General features: G+C 64.5%; 15 protein-coding genes and 1 pseudogene. 4 read left to right on the top strand and 12 right to left on the bottom strand.

Annotated features, from left to right (window positions below; all coding sequences use genetic code 11):
• The 3 genes from IU452_RS25740 to IU452_RS25730 are packed head-to-tail and all read right to left on the bottom strand — an operon-like array spanning position 1 to position 2,939.
• Positions 1-873 (bottom strand): class I SAM-dependent methyltransferase, encoded by an 873-nt coding sequence (locus IU452_RS25740; protein WP_195111755.1) that lies wholly within the window; start codon positions 871-873, stop codon positions 1-3.
• 13 nt (positions 874-886) lie between these two features.
• The gene (locus IU452_RS25735) at positions 887-2,206 is read right to left on the bottom strand and encodes a cysteine desulfurase (protein WP_324192818.1); all 1,320 of its coding nucleotides are present in this window, start codon (positions 2,204-2,206) and stop codon (positions 887-889) included.
• A gap of 13 nt (positions 2,207-2,219) precedes the next feature.
• On the bottom strand, positions 2,220-2,939 hold the full coding sequence (locus IU452_RS25730; protein WP_228818768.1) for a crotonobetainyl-CoA--carnitine CoA-transferase: 720 nt from the start codon (positions 2,937-2,939) through the stop codon (positions 2,220-2,222).
• Positions 2,940-3,004: 65 nt separating this feature from the next.
• Between IU452_RS25730 and IU452_RS25725 the strand changes: the two genes are divergently transcribed.
• Positions 3,005-3,655: a hypothetical protein gene (locus IU452_RS25725; RefSeq protein ID WP_195111753.1), complete on the top strand. Its 651-nt coding sequence runs from the start codon at positions 3,005-3,007 to the stop codon at positions 3,653-3,655.
• On the opposite strand, the gene IU452_RS25720 is transcribed toward IU452_RS25725, so the two are convergent.
• Positions 3,642-4,940, bottom strand: coding sequence for an ABC1 kinase family protein (locus tag IU452_RS25720; RefSeq protein WP_195111752.1), 1,299 nt, complete (start codon positions 4,938-4,940; stop codon positions 3,642-3,644). The genes IU452_RS25725 and IU452_RS25720 overlap by 14 nt on opposite strands.
• 44 nt (positions 4,941-4,984) lie before the next feature.
• On the bottom strand, positions 4,985-6,055 hold the full coding sequence (gene add, locus IU452_RS25715; RefSeq protein WP_324192817.1) for an adenosine deaminase: 1,071 nt from the start codon (positions 6,053-6,055) through the stop codon (positions 4,985-4,987).
• Positions 6,056-6,111: 56 nt separating this feature from the next.
• On the opposite strand from add, the gene IU452_RS25710 reads away from it, so the two are divergent.
• The 3 genes from IU452_RS25710 (at position 6,112) to IU452_RS25700 (ending at position 9,753) form a co-directional block, all read left to right on the top strand.
• Complete coding sequence (locus IU452_RS25710; protein WP_195111751.1) at positions 6,112-7,404, top strand: aminotransferase class V-fold PLP-dependent enzyme; 1,293 nt, start codon at positions 6,112-6,114, stop codon at positions 7,402-7,404.
• Positions 7,401-9,095, top strand: coding sequence for an ABC transporter substrate-binding protein (locus IU452_RS25705; protein ID WP_195111750.1), 1,695 nt, complete (start codon positions 7,401-7,403; stop codon positions 9,093-9,095). The genes IU452_RS25710 and IU452_RS25705 overlap by 4 nt, the downstream gene beginning before the upstream one ends.
• Positions 9,096-9,222: 127 nt before the next feature.
• Positions 9,223-9,753 carry an NUDIX domain-containing protein gene (locus tag IU452_RS25700; RefSeq protein ID WP_228818790.1) on the top strand — a complete coding sequence of 177 codons (531 nt, stop codon included), beginning with the start codon at positions 9,223-9,225 and terminating at the stop codon, positions 9,751-9,753.
• Between the two features lie 12 nt (positions 9,754-9,765).
• Here IU452_RS25700 and IU452_RS25695 read toward each other — a convergent pair whose 3' ends face one another.
• From IU452_RS25695 to IU452_RS25665, 7 genes and pseudogenes are all read right to left on the bottom strand, one after another.
• The gene (locus IU452_RS25695) at positions 9,766-10,983 is read right to left on the bottom strand and encodes a class I SAM-dependent methyltransferase (protein ID WP_195112018.1); all 1,218 of its coding nucleotides are present in this window, start codon (positions 10,981-10,983) and stop codon (positions 9,766-9,768) included.
• Positions 10,980-11,711, bottom strand: a complete 732-nt coding sequence (locus tag IU452_RS25690) for a class I SAM-dependent DNA methyltransferase (protein WP_195111749.1) — start codon at positions 11,709-11,711, stop codon at positions 10,980-10,982. The genes IU452_RS25695 and IU452_RS25690 overlap by 4 nt, the downstream gene beginning before the upstream one ends.
• A gap of 19 nt (positions 11,712-11,730) precedes the next feature.
• On the bottom strand, positions 11,731-12,879 hold the full coding sequence (locus IU452_RS25685) for a DegT/DnrJ/EryC1/StrS family aminotransferase (RefSeq protein WP_195111748.1): 1,149 nt from the start codon (positions 12,877-12,879) through the stop codon (positions 11,731-11,733).
• A 108-nt stretch (positions 12,880-12,987) separates the two neighbouring features.
• Positions 12,988-13,626 (bottom strand): hypothetical protein, encoded by a 639-nt coding sequence (locus IU452_RS25680; protein WP_195111747.1) that lies wholly within the window; start codon positions 13,624-13,626, stop codon positions 12,988-12,990.
• Positions 13,626-14,486, bottom strand: a complete 861-nt coding sequence (locus IU452_RS25675; protein ID WP_195111746.1) for a 50S ribosomal protein L11 methyltransferase — start codon at positions 14,484-14,486, stop codon at positions 13,626-13,628. Before IU452_RS25675 ends, IU452_RS25680 begins: the two co-directional genes overlap by 1 nt.
• A gap of 100 nt (positions 14,487-14,586) precedes the next feature.
• Positions 14,587-15,798 carry a DUF6004 family protein gene (locus IU452_RS25670; RefSeq protein ID WP_324192816.1) on the bottom strand — a complete coding sequence of 404 codons (1,212 nt, stop codon included), beginning with the start codon at positions 15,796-15,798 and terminating at the stop codon, positions 14,587-14,589.
• Between the two features lie 255 nt (positions 15,799-16,053).
• Positions 16,054-16,211: pseudogene (locus IU452_RS25665) on the bottom strand (hypothetical protein); the annotation flags it as partial.

Here is a 16,211-nt window from a genome sequence, read left to right as displayed (position 1 = left end):
TCAGCCGATCGGCGCGACAGCCCGCAGCAGCAATGTCTTACTCGGCAGGGAAATCCGGCCCGCCGATGTACGGTAGGGCTCGACGGCCTTGCCCACGGCCGCCCAGGTATCCGGATCGTCTTCGCTGCCGAATCGCTGTCGCAGCATGTCTTTCAGACCGGGCGGACTGACCACCTTGTTGAATTCGATATACCGCTCAGGGGATTCGAGCACGAACGGGGCCTGCGATGCGGTCACCTCGACCTCGTCGAATCCGGCCTCGGCCAGCTCCGAGCCGACCGTCTGCGGGTCACCCATGCTGAACGGACCCGGCGCTCCCGGCGACGCGGGCGGTAGCTCGAGCCGGGTGCTGAGCACTTGAAAACCCAGGGACATCATGGGCACGTCCGACCATGGCATGGCCCACACGGCGGCCGCGAGCACGCCGCCGGGCACCAGCACTCGCGCCAGCGTCCGGAACGTCTCGACCCGATCGACCGCGAACATCAGGCCCCACCTGCTGAGCACGACGTCGAACGATGCGGCGGGAAACTCCAGCGATTCCACATCGCCCACAACGAATTCGACGTTGTCCACATCGTGAGCACGGGCCCGGGCTCGGGCAATCATGTCCGGGGCGAGGTCGATTCCGGTGACCTTCCCGGTGGGACCTACGACGGCCGCGGCCGACAGGGCCGGTTCTCCGATGCCCGTGCCGACGTCGAGAACCCGGTGACCCGGCTTCACCCCACCGAGTTCGAGCAGCCGTGCGGTCACCGGCGCGCCACCGGTCTCGAAGTCGCCCAGGCACGACATCCAGCCTTCGCTGATCGCGTTCCAGTTGGTGCGTTGTGTTCGTTTGAAGCTCACCGGATCGAATTCGGCAGTTGTCATCGCGCCTGTCCCATCACTGGTGATCCTGTTCCGACGGGTCGACCGCCAGAAACCGTTCGGTCGGATGCTCTTTCGTCCAGAGGCCGGGTTCAACGGTCGTCAGTGCGCGCCGCACGACCTCGATGTCGGCTTCGGTGTTGTACACCGCGAACGACAGGCGGACGGTACCGACGACACCGAACGTGTCGACGAAGGTATTGGCGCAGTGCACCCCGCTGCGCACGGCCACGCCGTGCCGATCCAGATGCCCGCCGACATCGTAGGGATGAAGGCCATCGACGACGAAGGAGACCAACCCGCTCGGGTCGGCCGTCGGGTCGCCGAGAACGCGCACCCGCGGCAGGCTCCGCAGAACTTCGACTGCGGTGCATACCAGAAGCTCATCGTGACGCCGCACATCATCCCACCCGAGACTGTCGACGTAGTCGAACGCCGTGGCCAGTCCGATCGCGCCGGCAACATGCGGCGTGCCCGCTTCGAGACGGGCCGGCACCGGGACATAGGAGACGGGTTCGTCGAAGGTCACACCCTTCACGGTGCCGCCGCCCACTTGGTATGGCTGGAGCTGCGAGAGCAGCTTTCGCTTGCCGTACAGCACGCCGACGCCCATCGGGCCGTAGACCTTGTGCCCGGAGAAGCAATAGAAGTCCGCATCCAGATCCTGGACATCCACCCGCCGGTGCGGCACCGCCTGGGCACCGTCGACCAGCACCGGGACGCCGTGACGATGTGCGGCTCGGATCATTTCCCGAACGGGGTTCACGGTACCGAGCACATTCGACACATGCGCGACGGCCGCAAGCCGGACCCGAGGTCCGAGTACCGCGGCGAAACTCTCCGCGGCCACCCGGCCATCGGCGGCGACCGGCACGACCACGAGTTCGGCGCCGGTGGCCTCGCACAGCCTGCGCCAGGGCAGCATGTTGGAGTTGTGCTCCATGCCGGTGACCACGATCTGATCGCCAGCGGTCACGGCGGACCGGCCGAAGGTATCGGTCAGGAGATTGATCGCCGCGGTCGTGCCGGGGGTGAAGACCACCTCGTCGGAGTGCGCCGCGTTGATCGCGCGCCGGATGGTGTCGCGTGCCCGCTCGTAGGTGTCGGTCGCCGCCATGCTCAGCTGGTAGTAGCCCCGACCGATATTGCTGTTGACACTCGAGTAATAGTTCACGAGGGCATCGAGCACCACGCGCGGCTTCTGGGTGGTCGCGGCATTGTCGAGGTAGACCAACGGATTCGGCCCGAATCGCCGCTCCAGAATGGGAAAGTCCTTCCGAATCGCCTCCCCCACCGTCGACGAGCTGATCTTCCCGGAGTTCATCAGATCAGTCACCAGATCACCATATCTAAATTAAGTTAGATTGCCTAGGGGGCACGAACAGGTCCCGAAACCGATCCAGATAGCTCCGGGGATACTCGAATACCTTCTGCGGCGGGTAGCGGCGCTCGCGCGCGTGCGGACCGAAGAAGTACCAGCAGATCTGGGCGATGTGTTCGGTGAACAGCACGGGATGGACGTCGTCGGAGTACATCCCCATATGACAGAAGGCCGCCTTGAACTCCCCCCGGGGCGAGAATCCGCTCCCGGACACGATGTGCCCGAAGACGTCGTGCACGACCCGGAACACGTCGTTGTGACACAACTCCACGCCGTCTGCCACAACGCCCGACGGTTTCCGCATCGGATGGAACCCGCGGGGAGGCCCAGGACCGTGGCCGGAGCTCGTTGGATACACATAGAGCACGCCGGTGGCTCGGACCGACGCCCGCAACTCGTCCGATCGCCGGTACGGCTGCCCACGCGCGAGCCAGGGCCGCACGGTGATCCCGGCGTCTAGAACCACGCGGTACTGCTGCAAGTTCTCCCACGCGAACCGGTCGTAGAGTTCGGCGAGGGACGGGCTGTAGTCCAGCAACGGAGCCTGCTCGAAGAAGGCGGCAACCCGGCGGCAATAGTCCTCGTCCCAGTCGAGCTCCATCCCGATCCACGAGGTGAGGTTGCGCCTACTCGAGAACCGGTAGCGATCGATGTACGCCTGCGCGAGGTCGGCGAACCCGGCTTCCATCAGCATCACCCCTTAGCTCACAATATATTATGGAAGTGAAATGGTCGCCAGGTCAGGAGAGACCGATGCCCCTCAGCCACACCGCGCCGATCGTCCGGACGCTGCCCGCTCCCGCCGCCTATCTGTGCGGGCTCACGTGGGACGGCTCGATGCTGTGGCATTCGGATCAGAACGCGCAGGCGATCTACGCCATCGACCCGGTCGACGGCACGGTGAGCCGCACCCTTGCCTGTTCCCGTGTGCGCGCGGATCTCGCCTACGACGGCAGCCGGCTGCTCCAGGTCGGCGGCCGTCCCAAGCGGCTGTTGCTCATCGACGGGCGCACCGGGGAATCCGTCGGCGAGAAGGAGGTTCCGCCACCCAGCGGCAGACTGACCGGGATCGAGTTCGGCCCGGAGGGGTTGTGGATGTGCCTGCGCGGGCCGACCGTGGTGCAGCTGCGGAACTACGACACGATGGAGATCGAACGTGAATACGGGGTGGACGGCGAATCCCCCTCGGGCCTGACCTATTTCGACGGCATGGTGATCCACGGTGACTTCGAGGAGGGGGTACTGCGGGCGACGAGCGCAGCGACTGGTGCGGCGGTCGGCATTGTCCGCCTCCCCGGCCATCCCACCGGAATGACCTCGGACGGTTGCCATCTCTGGTACTGCGACTTCCCCGCACGTGCCCTGCGCGCCATCGAGCTCGACGGCCTCTTCACGGAAACGTAGAACGCCCGCGCTCGGCCCCGAACAGCCCTCGCATGAGCTGCGGCTTGGCCGCCTCCTGGAAATCCAGATCGGGATCGAGCTCGCGAATGGTGCCCTCGATGACCAGGAGGGACAACAGCGGGAAGATCAACTCCGGCGCGGCGTGGATACCGAAGCGGCGCTGGAGATCGAACATCTCCATGGCGAAGGCGATCAGACTGAACTCTCGCGCCGACTGACCGTGGCTGCGCTCGACCAGATCGGCCATCCGCGCGGTGAATCCCTCGAGATCGGCGTCGTCGGCGACCCTGGCCGCACTTTCGATCACGATCTCGGCGGCGTGCGGCCCGCGACCGATGGCCATATTCATGAAGAACTCGGCGAACAGTCGTCGGAGCCGGTCGGACAGCTGGACACTGAAGCCCGCGTCGAGCACCACCACTTGCGCGCTGCGGGTGAAGTACAGATTGCCGGGGTGCATGTCGCAGTGCACGAACCCGTCGACGAACAGCATCTGATACATCGCGGCCATGCCGGACGCGGCGAAGCGCCGACGGGCGGCCGGAGAACAGTGGTCGGCGGTATCCACCGCCAGGTCCGGGATGAACTCCATCACGATGCACCGGGGGCGGCAGGCCTCGGGATAGACCTTCGGCACCCAGACCCGTGGCACCTCGGAGAGATTCTTGCGCAACCGCAGCAGATTGTCGGCCTCCCGCTCGAAATCGAGCTGCCCGAGTACCGCATTCGCCATGTTCCCGACGACCTCCTCGACAGGAACGCCGCGGAAGACCGGTAACCGCGCGACGAGTGCGGCCCCAAGGCGAATCAGGGCCAGATCGTCGGACATGGTCTGCTCGATACCGGGCCGGCGCAGCTTGACCGCGACGTCCTGCCCCGACTTCAACCGCGCCCGATACACCGACGCCACGCTCCCGGACGCAACCGGCAGCGGGTCCAGCTCGGCGAAAACATCGTCGACCTCGGTACCGTACGCTTCCGCCAACGCGACTGCGGTTCGGGCCTCGTCCAGCGGCGCGACCGAATCCTGCAGCGTCGACAGCTCGTCGCACAGCGCCGGCGGCAGGACGTCACGCCGGGTACCGAGCACCTGACCGGCCTTGACGAAGGTCGGCCCGAGCGTCATCAGCAGAACGGCCGACCGCCGGTAGACATGCCGCCATCCGGCCGCCCGACCGTGCCGCACGCCGCGGGCGATGCCTCCGATGATCGCGGGAACCAGAATCGTGACAACCGTCGCCGTCACCCGCACCGCCCGCTTCGCGAGCGCGAACCGTGCTTTCATGACTCTCCCCATTTAGATTACAAAAATAGTACCTTTCTGAAGGCCTACGGACGGTAGCCTTCGGCGAGCGCGCTGCGCGGCCCATCGAGTCGCTCGCGCAATGCGTCGAGGTGATGACGAATCTCCCGAGCCAGCGGCTCGGGGCAGAAAGCCGCGCGCACTCCGGATTCCACGGTGTCGACGAGGGTCCGCAGCGGAATGCCCAGCCGGTCGTGGCAGAGCTGGTACTCCCGGTTCAGCGTGGTGTCGAACATCGTCGGGTCGTCCGTGCCGATCGTGATCGGCACACCGGCGGCAAGCAACGCGGGCAGCGGATGCTCCTCGAGCGTCCGAACCGCGCCCGTGCAGAGATTCGAGGATGGGCAGATCTCGAGGGTCGTGCCACGGTCGGCCAGGTGCTCCAACAGTCGCGGATCGGCCACCGCCCGAATACCGTGGCCGATCCGCTCTGCGCCGAGATCGCGTGCGGCAGACCATACTTCACCCGCGTCGGTGACCTCGCCCGCATGGGGGATACAGTGCAACCCGTTGGCTCTCGCCTTGTCGAACGCGGGGCGAAACAGGCGACGGGGAACTCCACGTTCGGGGCCGCCGAGTCCGAAGCCGACCGCCCCTTCCGGTTGGTATCGCAGGATCCAGTCCACCGTCGCGAAAGCCCCGGATATACCGTCGTCACCGGACACATCGAAGATCCAGTTCATGTGGATTCGATTCCGCGCCGCGACGATACGACGACCAATGGTGAGCGCTCGAGCCAGTTCTGCCGCGGCGATTCCGGCGCGCAGATGCGAGAGCGGGGTGACGGTCACCTCGGCATACCGCACGTTGTTCGCGGCCAGCTGAGCCCCGAGGTCGACGACCAGGGCCAGCACATCGGAACCGCTGGTGACCAGCTTGTTGACAGCGGTATACACCTCGATGAAATGGGCGAAGTCGGTGAAGCGAAAATAGCGCCCCAACTCGGCCGGGTCTGCCGGCACACCGAGATCCGGTCGGAGACAAGCCAATCCGGATACCGTCTCGACCGATGCCGAACCCAGCAGATGCACGTGCAGTTCGACCTTCGGCATCGCCGCGATGAACGCCGCCGCGGACAGCTCCCCGCAGTATTTCACTTCAAAATCATATGCTATCTTTGGAGTGACGTGGTCGTCGGAGACAGGGGTTCACCATGGGTCTCACCACAGCGCCATCCCGGCCCGGTCTGGGCGAAGCATCCTGGGAAGAGATCCGGCATCTGTTCGCTCTCACTCCGGGCGCGATCCACCTGAATACGGGTACCGTCGGCGCGATGCCGTACGACGTCCTCGACACGGTGGACCGGGTGACCCGAGAGTGGAGCGGCAGCCTGATGGATGTCTATCCGCCCGGCATGTACTCCGAGCATCGCGCCGCCATCGCCCGCGCCTACGGGGTCGATCAGGACGAGATGGTGATCACCCACAGCACGACGGACGGCACGGCCAGGGTTATTCATGGCCTGGACCTGCACGAAGGCGACGAGGTCGTGACAACCACCCATGAGTGCTACTCGATGCTGTCGAACTTCAACCTCCTCCGTAACCGGTACGGCATCACCCTGAAGACAGTCACCCTCCCCGTCGGCTACGACGTGCAGACCGAGCAGATCATCGACCTCTTCGAGGCTGCGATCACCCCGCGGACCAGGGTGCTGGCCTTCTCCGGCATCACCCTGTTCACCGGGACGATGCTGCCGATGCGGCAGCTCTGCGAACTCGCCCACCGCCACGGCCTGATCACCGTGATCGATGGGGCCCTGATACCCGGGATGCTCAATTGCAATATGCGCGCCATCGGCGCCGACTTCATCTCGTGCTCCGGGGCGAAGTTCCAGTGTGGACCGCTCGGAACAGGTCTTCTCTACGTACGCAACAAGGTCCACCCGGAGCACAACCCACTACCGCTGCCGACATTCTGGCCGATCATCTCCACGTGGTACCCGATGAAGGGCAGCCCACCGCCGCGCACAACGACCCGGACCGAGAGCGACAACATCGGCGACTACTTGCAAAGCGTGGGTAGCGCGAACATCGCCCGAGGTGCGGCGCTGGCCAAGGCCTGCGAGCTGTGGGACGAGATCGGCCGGGAGCGAATCGAACATCGCATCTTCGCGCTCGCCGAGTACGCGCGCACCCGCATTGCGGAGCGCTTCGGACTCGAGGCGATGTATTCGCCGGGCGCGGACCCACGGCTACGCTCACCGCTGATTGCCTTCCACCCGTTCCGCCGGCGGGAGGACGCGTGGAACGTCAAGAAGATCCACGCCTTCGTCAGCCGTTTGGCGGCCGAGTATCAAATCTCGGCTCGCTGGACCGAATTCGACGTCCCGGGATCACCCCATCAGCACTACGCCGCGCGGATAACCACGCATATCTTCAACGATCACCAGGAGATCGACCGTGCGCTCGAGATCATGGCCCAACTCGCCGAGGAGATCTCGTGACCGGACCGGAAGCGCAACCGCACCGCGGCGGGACCCTGCGCCTGTACGGGCCCGGTGACATCGACCGGCTGGACCCGACCTGCTCGCCTCGGACACCGACCGATCAGATTCTCAGGCTGCTCAGCAGGCAACTGTTCACCTACCGACCGGTGGCAGACCTCCACAGCTGGCAGGCCATTGCGCCGATACCGGATCTGGCTCGGGAGATTCCGTCCATCTACAACGCCGGCGTAGGTGCCAGCTACACCAGCTATGTCGTGCATCTGCGCTCGGGTGTGCTGTGGGATACCACACCTGCGCGGCCGGTGACCGCATACGACGTCGCGCGCGGGTTCAAACGGATGTGCAACCCGCTCCGCGGCCCGGCGGTACTTCCCTATTTCACCAGCACCATTCGGGGAATGGCGGAGTACTGTGAGGGCTACGCCGCTGCGGTGCACGGCGCCGGTCCGAACCCCGTGGCACTGGCCGCTTATCAGAATTCGCACGAGATTTCAGGCGTTCGGGTCCTCGACGACGAAACCGTCGTCTTCGAGCTCATTCGGCCAGCGCTCGATTTCATCGACCTTCTCACCCTGCCGTGCACGTCACCGGCGCCGGCCGAGTACGACGCCTTCCTCCCCGACGATCCCGAATTACCCGACAACATACGGTCGACCGGACCATATCGGCTCGCCCGCCGACTGGTGGGTAAGCAGTTGCAGCTGCGGCAGAATCCGTTCTGGCACAAGGATGTCGATCCTGTCCGCAATCAGTACCCGGAGACTGTGGAGGTGACCACGGAACCGGTGTCCGCGGATCGGGTGGTGCACAGGATAGCGACCGGAGAGGCCGACTTCCCCTGGGGAACACTCCCGGGGAACTCGTCCGCGACCGGCGTGCATGAGTACGGGCTCGCCCTGGACCCCTACCTCGTGTTCAATACGCGCGGGACGCTCCGGGATGTAAGGGTCCGCCGGGCGCTCATGTACGCGGTCGACAAGGCCGCCATCGCCGCGATCGTCGGTGAACTCGACCCAGGCGCCACGATCCGTATCGCGGGCTCGATCATCCCGCCCGGCAACGACGGTCACCAAGACTTTGATCCCTATCCGACACCGTTCGGCAGGGGCGATCCGGAACATTGCCGGAAGCTGCTGGCGGAGGCGGGATATCCGGACGGCCTGACACTGACCGCGATCTACCCGGAGACAGAGACGAGCCGCGCGCTCGGCCTGTCCTACACCGCCGATCTGCGAAGGGCTGGCCTGACCGTGCGATCGATCGGCCTCGGCCAGACCGACTACCGAGATCTTCTGCACGACCCGACGCGCACGGACACAGGCGAATGGGATATCGCCATCGCATCCTGGTGGCCGCACTGGTACCACAACAATGGTCGTGCCTTCCTGCAGCCCATGTTCCAGACGAGTGCCTCCGGTAGCACCGCCAATTACGGCCGTTACAGCGATCCGGAAACCGATCGGCTGATCATCCAGGCGCTTGATTCACCAGAGGAGCCCGCGCAAGCGATCAAGTCCTGGCAGGAAGCGGAACGACGCATCCTCGACAACGCCGCAATCCTGCCGATCCTGTTCCGTTCGACCGCTCCTCCGGACCTACACAGTGTCAGGGTGCGCAGCGCGATTCCCATGCCCTCGCTCCGCTTCGCACCCGACCTGGCGAACGTCTGGCTGGCCTCCCCCGGCTGAACGCTCACCTGCCGTCGAGCCACAGGTTGGTCAGATCGCCGTTCGGTACGCAACGACCACAGTGAATGAGAAACGATCCGTACGGATGGAAACGATTGGAAGCCGAGCCGTCTACGCCAATCCCTGGATGAGAGTGCGTGAGGATACGGTGCTCCGTCCCGATGGTGGCGCGGGGATCTACGGCGTCATCGAGCGGGCAAACTTCGCCATGATCATTCCGATGGACGGTGATCGCCTGCATCTGGTCGAACAATTTCGCTACCCTGTCAACCGGCGCTGCTGGGAATTCCCGGCCGGCTCTCCACCACCAGGTACTCACGCCGACCCGATTGATCTCGCGCACAGGGAGTTACGGGAGGAGACGGGCTTGCGTGCGAGGAGCATGACCTATCTCGGTGCGCTCGATGTGGCAGCCGGAATGACTGCGCAACGAGGACATGTGTACCTGGCGACCGACCTGACAGCCGGCCCGCCCCAGCGCGAGTGCGAGGAGCAGGACATGCGGTCGACGTGGCTGCCTCGCGTCATGGTCGAGTCGATGATCAATGCCGGTGAGATCTCCGAAGCAAGCAGCGTCGCCGCCTACACCCTGCTGCTCCTGCACGAACGAGGAGGTGGCGCACAGGTGTGCCATCGGGCAGGTAACGGAAACCGTTAGGCCGCTTGCCGATCAGACGATGTGCACGTCGGGTATGTAGAGGATCCACTTGCCACCGGCGTCATGGAAGACCCGTTCCTTGGCCATGATCTCCTCGGCGTGATTCCATGCGAAAAGCAAGGCGTAGTCCGGGTACGGATCCCGGAACGCCGACGGCGGCCGGATCGGGATATGCGAGGCCGGCAACAGTTTGCCTTGTTTTGCGGGGGTCGAATCGCAGACATAGGGAACCAGGTCCGCCGTGAGCCCGGAGTAGTTCACTACCGTCGCACTCTTCGAGGTTGCGCCGTAGCCGACCACGGACTTGTTCTCCGCGTGCAACCTCACCATCAACTCCATCAAATCCGCGCAGATGGCGTCCACGTTCGCGGCGAAATTCTCGAGCGTCGCCGGATCGGTAAGTCCGGTCTCCTCCTGGGCCAGGTACTCCCCTACGGCCGGGCCGACCTCGCGCCTGCCCCGACGCGCGACCGTGTACCGCATGGTTCCGCCATGGACGGGCAGATGCACAGCATCGACCAGCTCGAACCCGAAGCGAGCCGCGAGATTACAGACCGAGCGGACCGAGAACAGGTAGAAATGTTCGTCGTAGATCTGATCGAAGGCATTCCGCCTGATGATGTCCCCGAGATAACGGTCCTCGAGCACGAGCACCCCGTCATCGGCGAGCAATACATCCACCCCGCGAAAGACGGAGTCGACATAGGCGATATGGCTGGTGGTGTTCGCCGAGAAGATGACGTCCGCCGGACCCTCCCGAGCCCGGAGCTCACGCGCCGAGGACTCCTCGAAGAACCTGGTACACACCCGCACGCCCGCCGCCCTGGCCGTCGCCGACACGGTAACGGCCGGGTCGACGCCCACGTGCCGAATACCCGCCTCCGCGATGTGCCTGAGCATCACCCCATCGTTGCTGCCGATCTCGACGATGAACGGATCGGCGCCGGTCAGTTCGGTCTCCATGAACAGCTGAGCGACCGAGCCGAAATGCTTCGTCATGAAGTCCGACGACGAGGAGTAATACAGGTAGTCGGCGTGGAACATCCGGTGCCGTGGGACCTCTTCCAACAACTGGACCATCGCGCAGGAATCGCAGATACCGATGGCAAGCCTGAAGAAACACTCGGTGCCCGCTTCATCGGGGGCGATGAAGGTATCGGAGATCGGCTGACGGCCGAAGTCGAAGAACTCTCGAACATGTCCGCCGCAGACGCGGCAGGCCGGCGTCATCGGCGTGTCCCGACGAAAAGTCCCGGGCCGTTCGGGCGTCCGGTATCCAAACTCAGTCCCTTCACCAGATCGACCGTGCAGCCGGCGCGTTCGAACGCAGCGGCATACTGTTCCCGCGTGAAGAGGCTGACCCACAGGACATCGGTGAACGTCCGAATACCGCTCGCATCCGCGACCACGAAATTCACTTCGTGCCGGGTCCTGTCCCCTCGCCGCGCGGCGTGCGTTACCCGGGATATCACCCGTCCCGCCTCGGTGACCAGGTGACCGCCGACATGGCCGTCGAGGAATTCGTCAGGGAACCACCACGGCTCGACGATCAGCACTCCGCCCGGTGTCAGATGATCCGCCATCCGCCGGATCGCCGCTCCCAACTCCTCCACGGTAGGCATGCAAGCCACCGAATTGCCCAGGCAGACAACCGCATCGAAGGTGCGTCCGAGGTCGAACGTGCGCATGTCACCGTGCCGTAGCGGAAGATCGGGGCGCTTGCGCCGACCGACCGCGAGCATGTCCTCGGAGCAGTCGACACCCTCGACGTATTCGAACAGCCCTCCGAATGCGGCCAGGTGCGCACCGGTACCACAGGCGACGTCGAGCAGGCTCAGTGCCCGCGGGAATCGAGCCCTGACAAGGTCTGCGAGTTCCTTCGCCTCGCGGTCGAAATTCTTTCCCCTGCTTGCGAACACGATCTCGTACAGATCGGCGTGCTCGGCTCCGTATTGCATCCGGACCTCCTTCGTCCGCTCAGGCGCAGGTATGTCGTACGGCCAACGCTTCGGTCAGTGCGTCGCTGACGAAGGCGAGATCCTCGTCGCTGAGCGCCTGGTGCTGCGGAAGACACAGGGTGGACGCCGCGGCACGCTCGGCGCCGGGGAGGCTCGCCCGGGAGCCGTATGCCCGCACGGTGTGCAGCGCTCGATAGCGAAAGGTGGTGTAAATACCACGGCGAAGAAGATCCTGCGCCACCTGATCTCGCACGCCCGGCGACATCTGGACCGGATAGAGGAAGTAGGAGTGTTCGTAGCCGGATGGAATCCGGGCAGGCAAGCGTAGACCGGGCACCGCGGCGAGTGCGGTGTCGTAGTGCGCGGCCACTTCGCGCCGACGAGCAACGAACTTCTCCAGCTTGCCCAGCTGTACGCAGCCGATCGCACCGAGCACGTCGTTGAGTACCGAACGACGCGAGAACGACGTCACCTCGAAGTCCCACCATCGAAGGGCGGAGCGCATCGCCTCGGCGTACCCGCTCGTCTGTTCCATCCCGAGGTAGGCGAGTTTCGCAGCGCGGGCGGCCAGGTCTGGGTCGCGCGCATAAAGCATGCCGCCGTCGACCGCGCTCACGATCTTGCCGTGATCGAAGCTCCATACCCCGAGATCACCGAATGTTCCACACGCCCGGCCGTCGACCCGGGACGCGATGGCGTTGGCGGCGTCCTCGATCAGCTTGACACCGCACTCCTCGCACAGTTGAGCAATGCCTGCGATCGCGCCCGGATTTCCGGCATAGTGCAGGACCACCACGGCCTTCGTCGCCGGAGTCAAACACGAGCGCACGTGCTCGACGGTTGGGTTGAGCGTATGGGAGTCGACGTCGCAGAATACGGGGCGGGCACCGCGAGCGGCCACCGCGTTGGCTGCGCCGACGAAGCTTACGGCCGGCAGCACGACCTCATCCCCGGGACCCACGTCCAGCAGCTCCATCGCGATGAACGTGGCCTCGGTGCACGAGTTGGTCGAGGTGATCTGCCCACGGTCCACGCCGAGATGCTCGGCGAACATTCGCTCGAAGGTGTCGACCCTGCTGCCGCGACCGATCCACCGGCTCGCGAAGACCTCCCGGACGGCTTCCAGCTCTTCGTCGCCCAACGCCGGCTCGAATACGTTGACCCGCATCGTTCCACCCAACCCGCTAGTCAATTCAATTTAATATAGCGACCTTGCCTGTTCTTTGGGAAGCCAACTGGAAAGCCTCCAACGGGTCCGGACGGCTTCTCGACCCGTCTACCGACTGCTGAGGCCCGGTACCGTGATCGCACGCAGCTGCAAGGTGGTGTGGTCGCAGTACCAGATCCGGCTGCCGTCCCAGGTCAGCCCGGTCGGGTTTCCGGCGACATGGTACGAAGCGACCTCGCGCCTGCTGTCCAAGCTGACGAGATTGATCATGCCGCCCGGGTAGTCGGCGTACGCGATGTAGCTGTCGGAGACGGTAACGCCGGCGGGTGGTGCGTGCACGGGAATGGTGTCGATCAGCTGAAGCCCCTCGGCCGTGCGCAGATCGATCGCCTTTCGATCCTCGTAGCCCAGCCATACTCCGTGTTGGGTTGCCTCGAGTCCGGACAGTCCTGCGCCCGGACGGGGATTCGGGAATTCCGTGACCGTGTCGGCCGTCGCTGGATCGATCACTCGCAGTGCGCGGTCGTCCCCGACGACCTGGATCAAATAGCCGCCCATCGTGGTCAGGTCCGATCGGACTGCCGCACAGGGGATTCGGTGTTCGACAGCACCCGTTGCCGGGTCGACCGCGATGATCTGGTTGAGCACGCCTTCGGAGAACCAAAGGAACTCTCCCGACCAGGTCAGGCCGCACAGCTTCAGCGCGCGCACAGGGATGTCGCGCACCGTCCCGACGGAAAACGGCATCACGCCCCACCTCCCCGAGAGATGGCACAGTCCAGCCGCCAATCGGTGACCACCCGGGACCGGGCGGAGTCGGACGGACGGTACACCGTCACCCGCACAGCGTCGCCGTCGGTCACCGGAGTGTGCCGCAACGGCCAGATCCAGACTGCCCAGTTGCATCCTTGATACGAGGGAAAATTCGACAGGGAGACACCATCGATGAGGTCGGCGGTGAAGAATCCCATGACGGCATGCAGATTTCCGGGCCGCGTGATGGACAGGCACATGCGGTCCGAGATCGGCACGGCATCGCTGAGCAGCCGAGGTTCACGCTGAAAGAAGTGCAGTTGAGCGCGCGGCTCGGCGAATTCCTGCACGACGTCGAGTCGGTAGCCGTGAAAATCCCGCCCCCACATTCCCCAGCCTTCGTCGTCGAATTCGATGGCGGCCAGCGTGGTGGTCAGCTCGCGAGGGATGATCCGGCCGTTCGGCCTCAGATTCTTGCGAGCGACGGTGTCCAGTACGCGCATCATGTTCTCTTCCGGGCCGAGATTGCCCATCATCTCGGAGACGATGACGTCGGCCTTGCGAGGCAGCCTCACCGCACGCGCGTCGCCCTGGATCAGGGTGAGCTGTTCCTTCACGTCGTTGATCGCGATGATTCGTTCGGCCACCGCCGCCACTTCCGGGTCCGCCTCGATCGCGTACACATGCCCGGCACCGTGTTTCAGCGCAAGCAGAGACAGCGCCAACGTTCCGGCACCGACGTCGATGACGACCGAGCCGGGCTCGACGGCCTGTTTCAGGGCCTGATCATAAGCATTCACCCGGGGCCGGTCGGAGAGCATCACCTGATGCATGAGAAGGACCAGCTGATCCACGATGCCTCCCGCCGGTCATGGGTGAATTATCGCTAAAGATAACTCTAGGAAACCCACCCGAGCGGCCGGCGTCAAGCAGCGGCCGCTCGGGGAGTCCCACCTATACGTTCACGGCGGCGTGCTCACCGACAAACGCATCGCGCATGACCAGGTTGATACCGGTCAGCCTGGCCTTGACCTCGTCCTCCGTGGTGACGAGCGCGGCGTCCGCACCGTTCATCCGGAGCTCGGTCCCGGTGGCCTCCATGCTCGCCAGCTTGCCGAACACGTGCACCGGGTTCGTCGCGTACAGCGTCGCCCGGGGGGTGACCAGTTCGAACTCGGTGTCGATGTGCAGCTCGCTCGGGTAGCGGACGCGGCTCAGGCTGTCTTCGGTGCCTTCGCCGAGCGTGCCACCGGACGGACGCGGGAAACTCACTCTCAGCATCACGCGCCCGCCGAGCTCGGCGCAGTGACCGGACACCGCGACACGCGAGATCTGTGCCAGCACACCGGCTCCCTCGTCGTGCTTCTCGGGCCCGAACAGCAGGATCTCCGTGCCGGCCGCCTTCTTGTAGTCACCGGCCAGGTCGACCTTCACCTCCTTGCCATCCACCTCGAGCGTGGCCTGGCCCTCCAACGACACCTGCATGATCATCGTGGGGTCGACCAGCATCGAGATGCACGGCCCGGCGCTCGGCATGAAGAACATGCTCGGCGTGATGCCCACCGGCTCGTTGTCCTCGTTGGCGGGGTACCACGCCTCGGGCAGTGTGGTTCCTCGAACCACGTTGGGCCCCACGATGACATCGAACGGACCGTCACCGCGTGGCTTGCCGAGGTACGGGCCGGTCAGCGGCTTCTTGAACGGCGGAACATGGTCGACGACACCGTAGATGTCGATCACGTTGCGGTGCGCCAGGCGCAGCGTGCTGGACTCCAGGATGCCGAACCGGCGAATGTGGAACTCCGCGGGGAAGTTCTTACCGGGCGTGATCTGCCGTACGTGACCGGTGTTGGGCAGGAACGGGTTCGACAGCACCTGAATGCGGTCGTCCAACTCGTAGCTGTAGCCCTTGATGCCGACCTCGGGGGCCGAGATCAACTCGGTCTCGAACTCCGCGTAGCCCTTTTCGTCCACGCGATGCTCGAATCCGGGCATGGGCCACTTGTTCAGCTGAACGAAGCCGGAGAGGTTGATGGTCTCCTTCCGCGCGGCATAGTAGTCCTCACCGAAGGCCACGGTGGCCGCGGCGAGGATGTGCGGACGGATCGGCTTCGGTTCCAGGTTCAGGGACTCGTACGTCTCCTTGATAGAGCTCAATCCAGACACCTCCAGCGTCTGACTATGTGTATAACGATATCGATTACTATATGTTTTTTAACCTTTCTGAGTCAATGGTGCAGACAGCAGGAACAGGCGAATAATCAAGATTCTTTTCGAGCCGTGATCGAATTCGTAGATATTGATGACGTGCCGAAGGCCGCGCAACGGCCCCATGTTGCGCGGCAGCTTTCCAACGGATCAGGTCAGTGAAATCTTCTCCCGACTTCGAGCTCGGAATACCAAGCTCGCGGCTTCCGTGTCCTCGCCGTCCCAGCCCTCGACGTCGACCTGTACGACCTGGCCGGCGCCGATCTCGCCGAAGAGGATCTTCTCCGACAGCTGGTCCTCGATCTCGCGCTGGATGGTCCGGCGCAGCGGGCGGGCGCCCAGCACCGGGTCGAAGCCGCGCTTGGCCAGCA

The organism is Nocardia transvalensis (assembly GCF_015477765.1).
GTDB lineage: Bacteria > Actinomycetota > Actinomycetes > Mycobacteriales > Mycobacteriaceae > Nocardia > Nocardia transvalensis_A.
Note: the sequence above shows the minus strand (reverse complement) of the source record. Positions and strands in the feature narration are given on the sequence as shown.

Bases quoted from the DNA above. Each gene is read 5' to 3' on its own strand.
- IU452_RS25685 (WP_195111748.1), bottom strand. From the start codon at position 12,879: ATGCGGGTCAACGTATTCGAGCCGGCGTTGGGCGACGAAGAGCTGGAA.
- IU452_RS25740 (WP_195111755.1), bottom strand. From the start codon at position 873: ATGACAACTGCCGAATTCGATCCGGTGAGCTTCAAACGAACACAACGC.
- IU452_RS25730 (WP_228818768.1), bottom strand. From the start codon at position 2,939: ATGGAAGCCGGGTTCGCCGACCTCGCGCAGGCGTACATCGATCGCTAC.
- IU452_RS25690 (WP_195111749.1), bottom strand. From the start codon at position 11,711: ATGCAATACGGAGCCGAGCACGCCGATCTGTACGAGATCGTGTTCGCA.
- IU452_RS25725 (WP_195111753.1), top strand. From the start codon at position 3,005: ATGCCCCTCAGCCACACCGCGCCGATCGTCCGGACGCTGCCCGCTCCC.
- IU452_RS25720 (WP_195111752.1), bottom strand. From the start codon at position 4,940: ATGAAAGCACGGTTCGCGCTCGCGAAGCGGGCGGTGCGGGTGACGGCG.
- IU452_RS25700 (WP_228818790.1), top strand. From the start codon at position 9,223: ATGAGAGTGCGTGAGGATACGGTGCTCCGTCCCGATGGTGGCGCGGGG.
- IU452_RS25710 (WP_195111751.1), top strand. From the start codon at position 6,112: ATGGGTCTCACCACAGCGCCATCCCGGCCCGGTCTGGGCGAAGCATCC.
- IU452_RS25695 (WP_195112018.1), bottom strand. From the start codon at position 10,983: ATGACGCCGGCCTGCCGCGTCTGCGGCGGACATGTTCGAGAGTTCTTC.
- IU452_RS25680 (WP_195111747.1), bottom strand. From the start codon at position 13,626: ATGCCGTTTTCCGTCGGGACGGTGCGCGACATCCCTGTGCGCGCGCTG.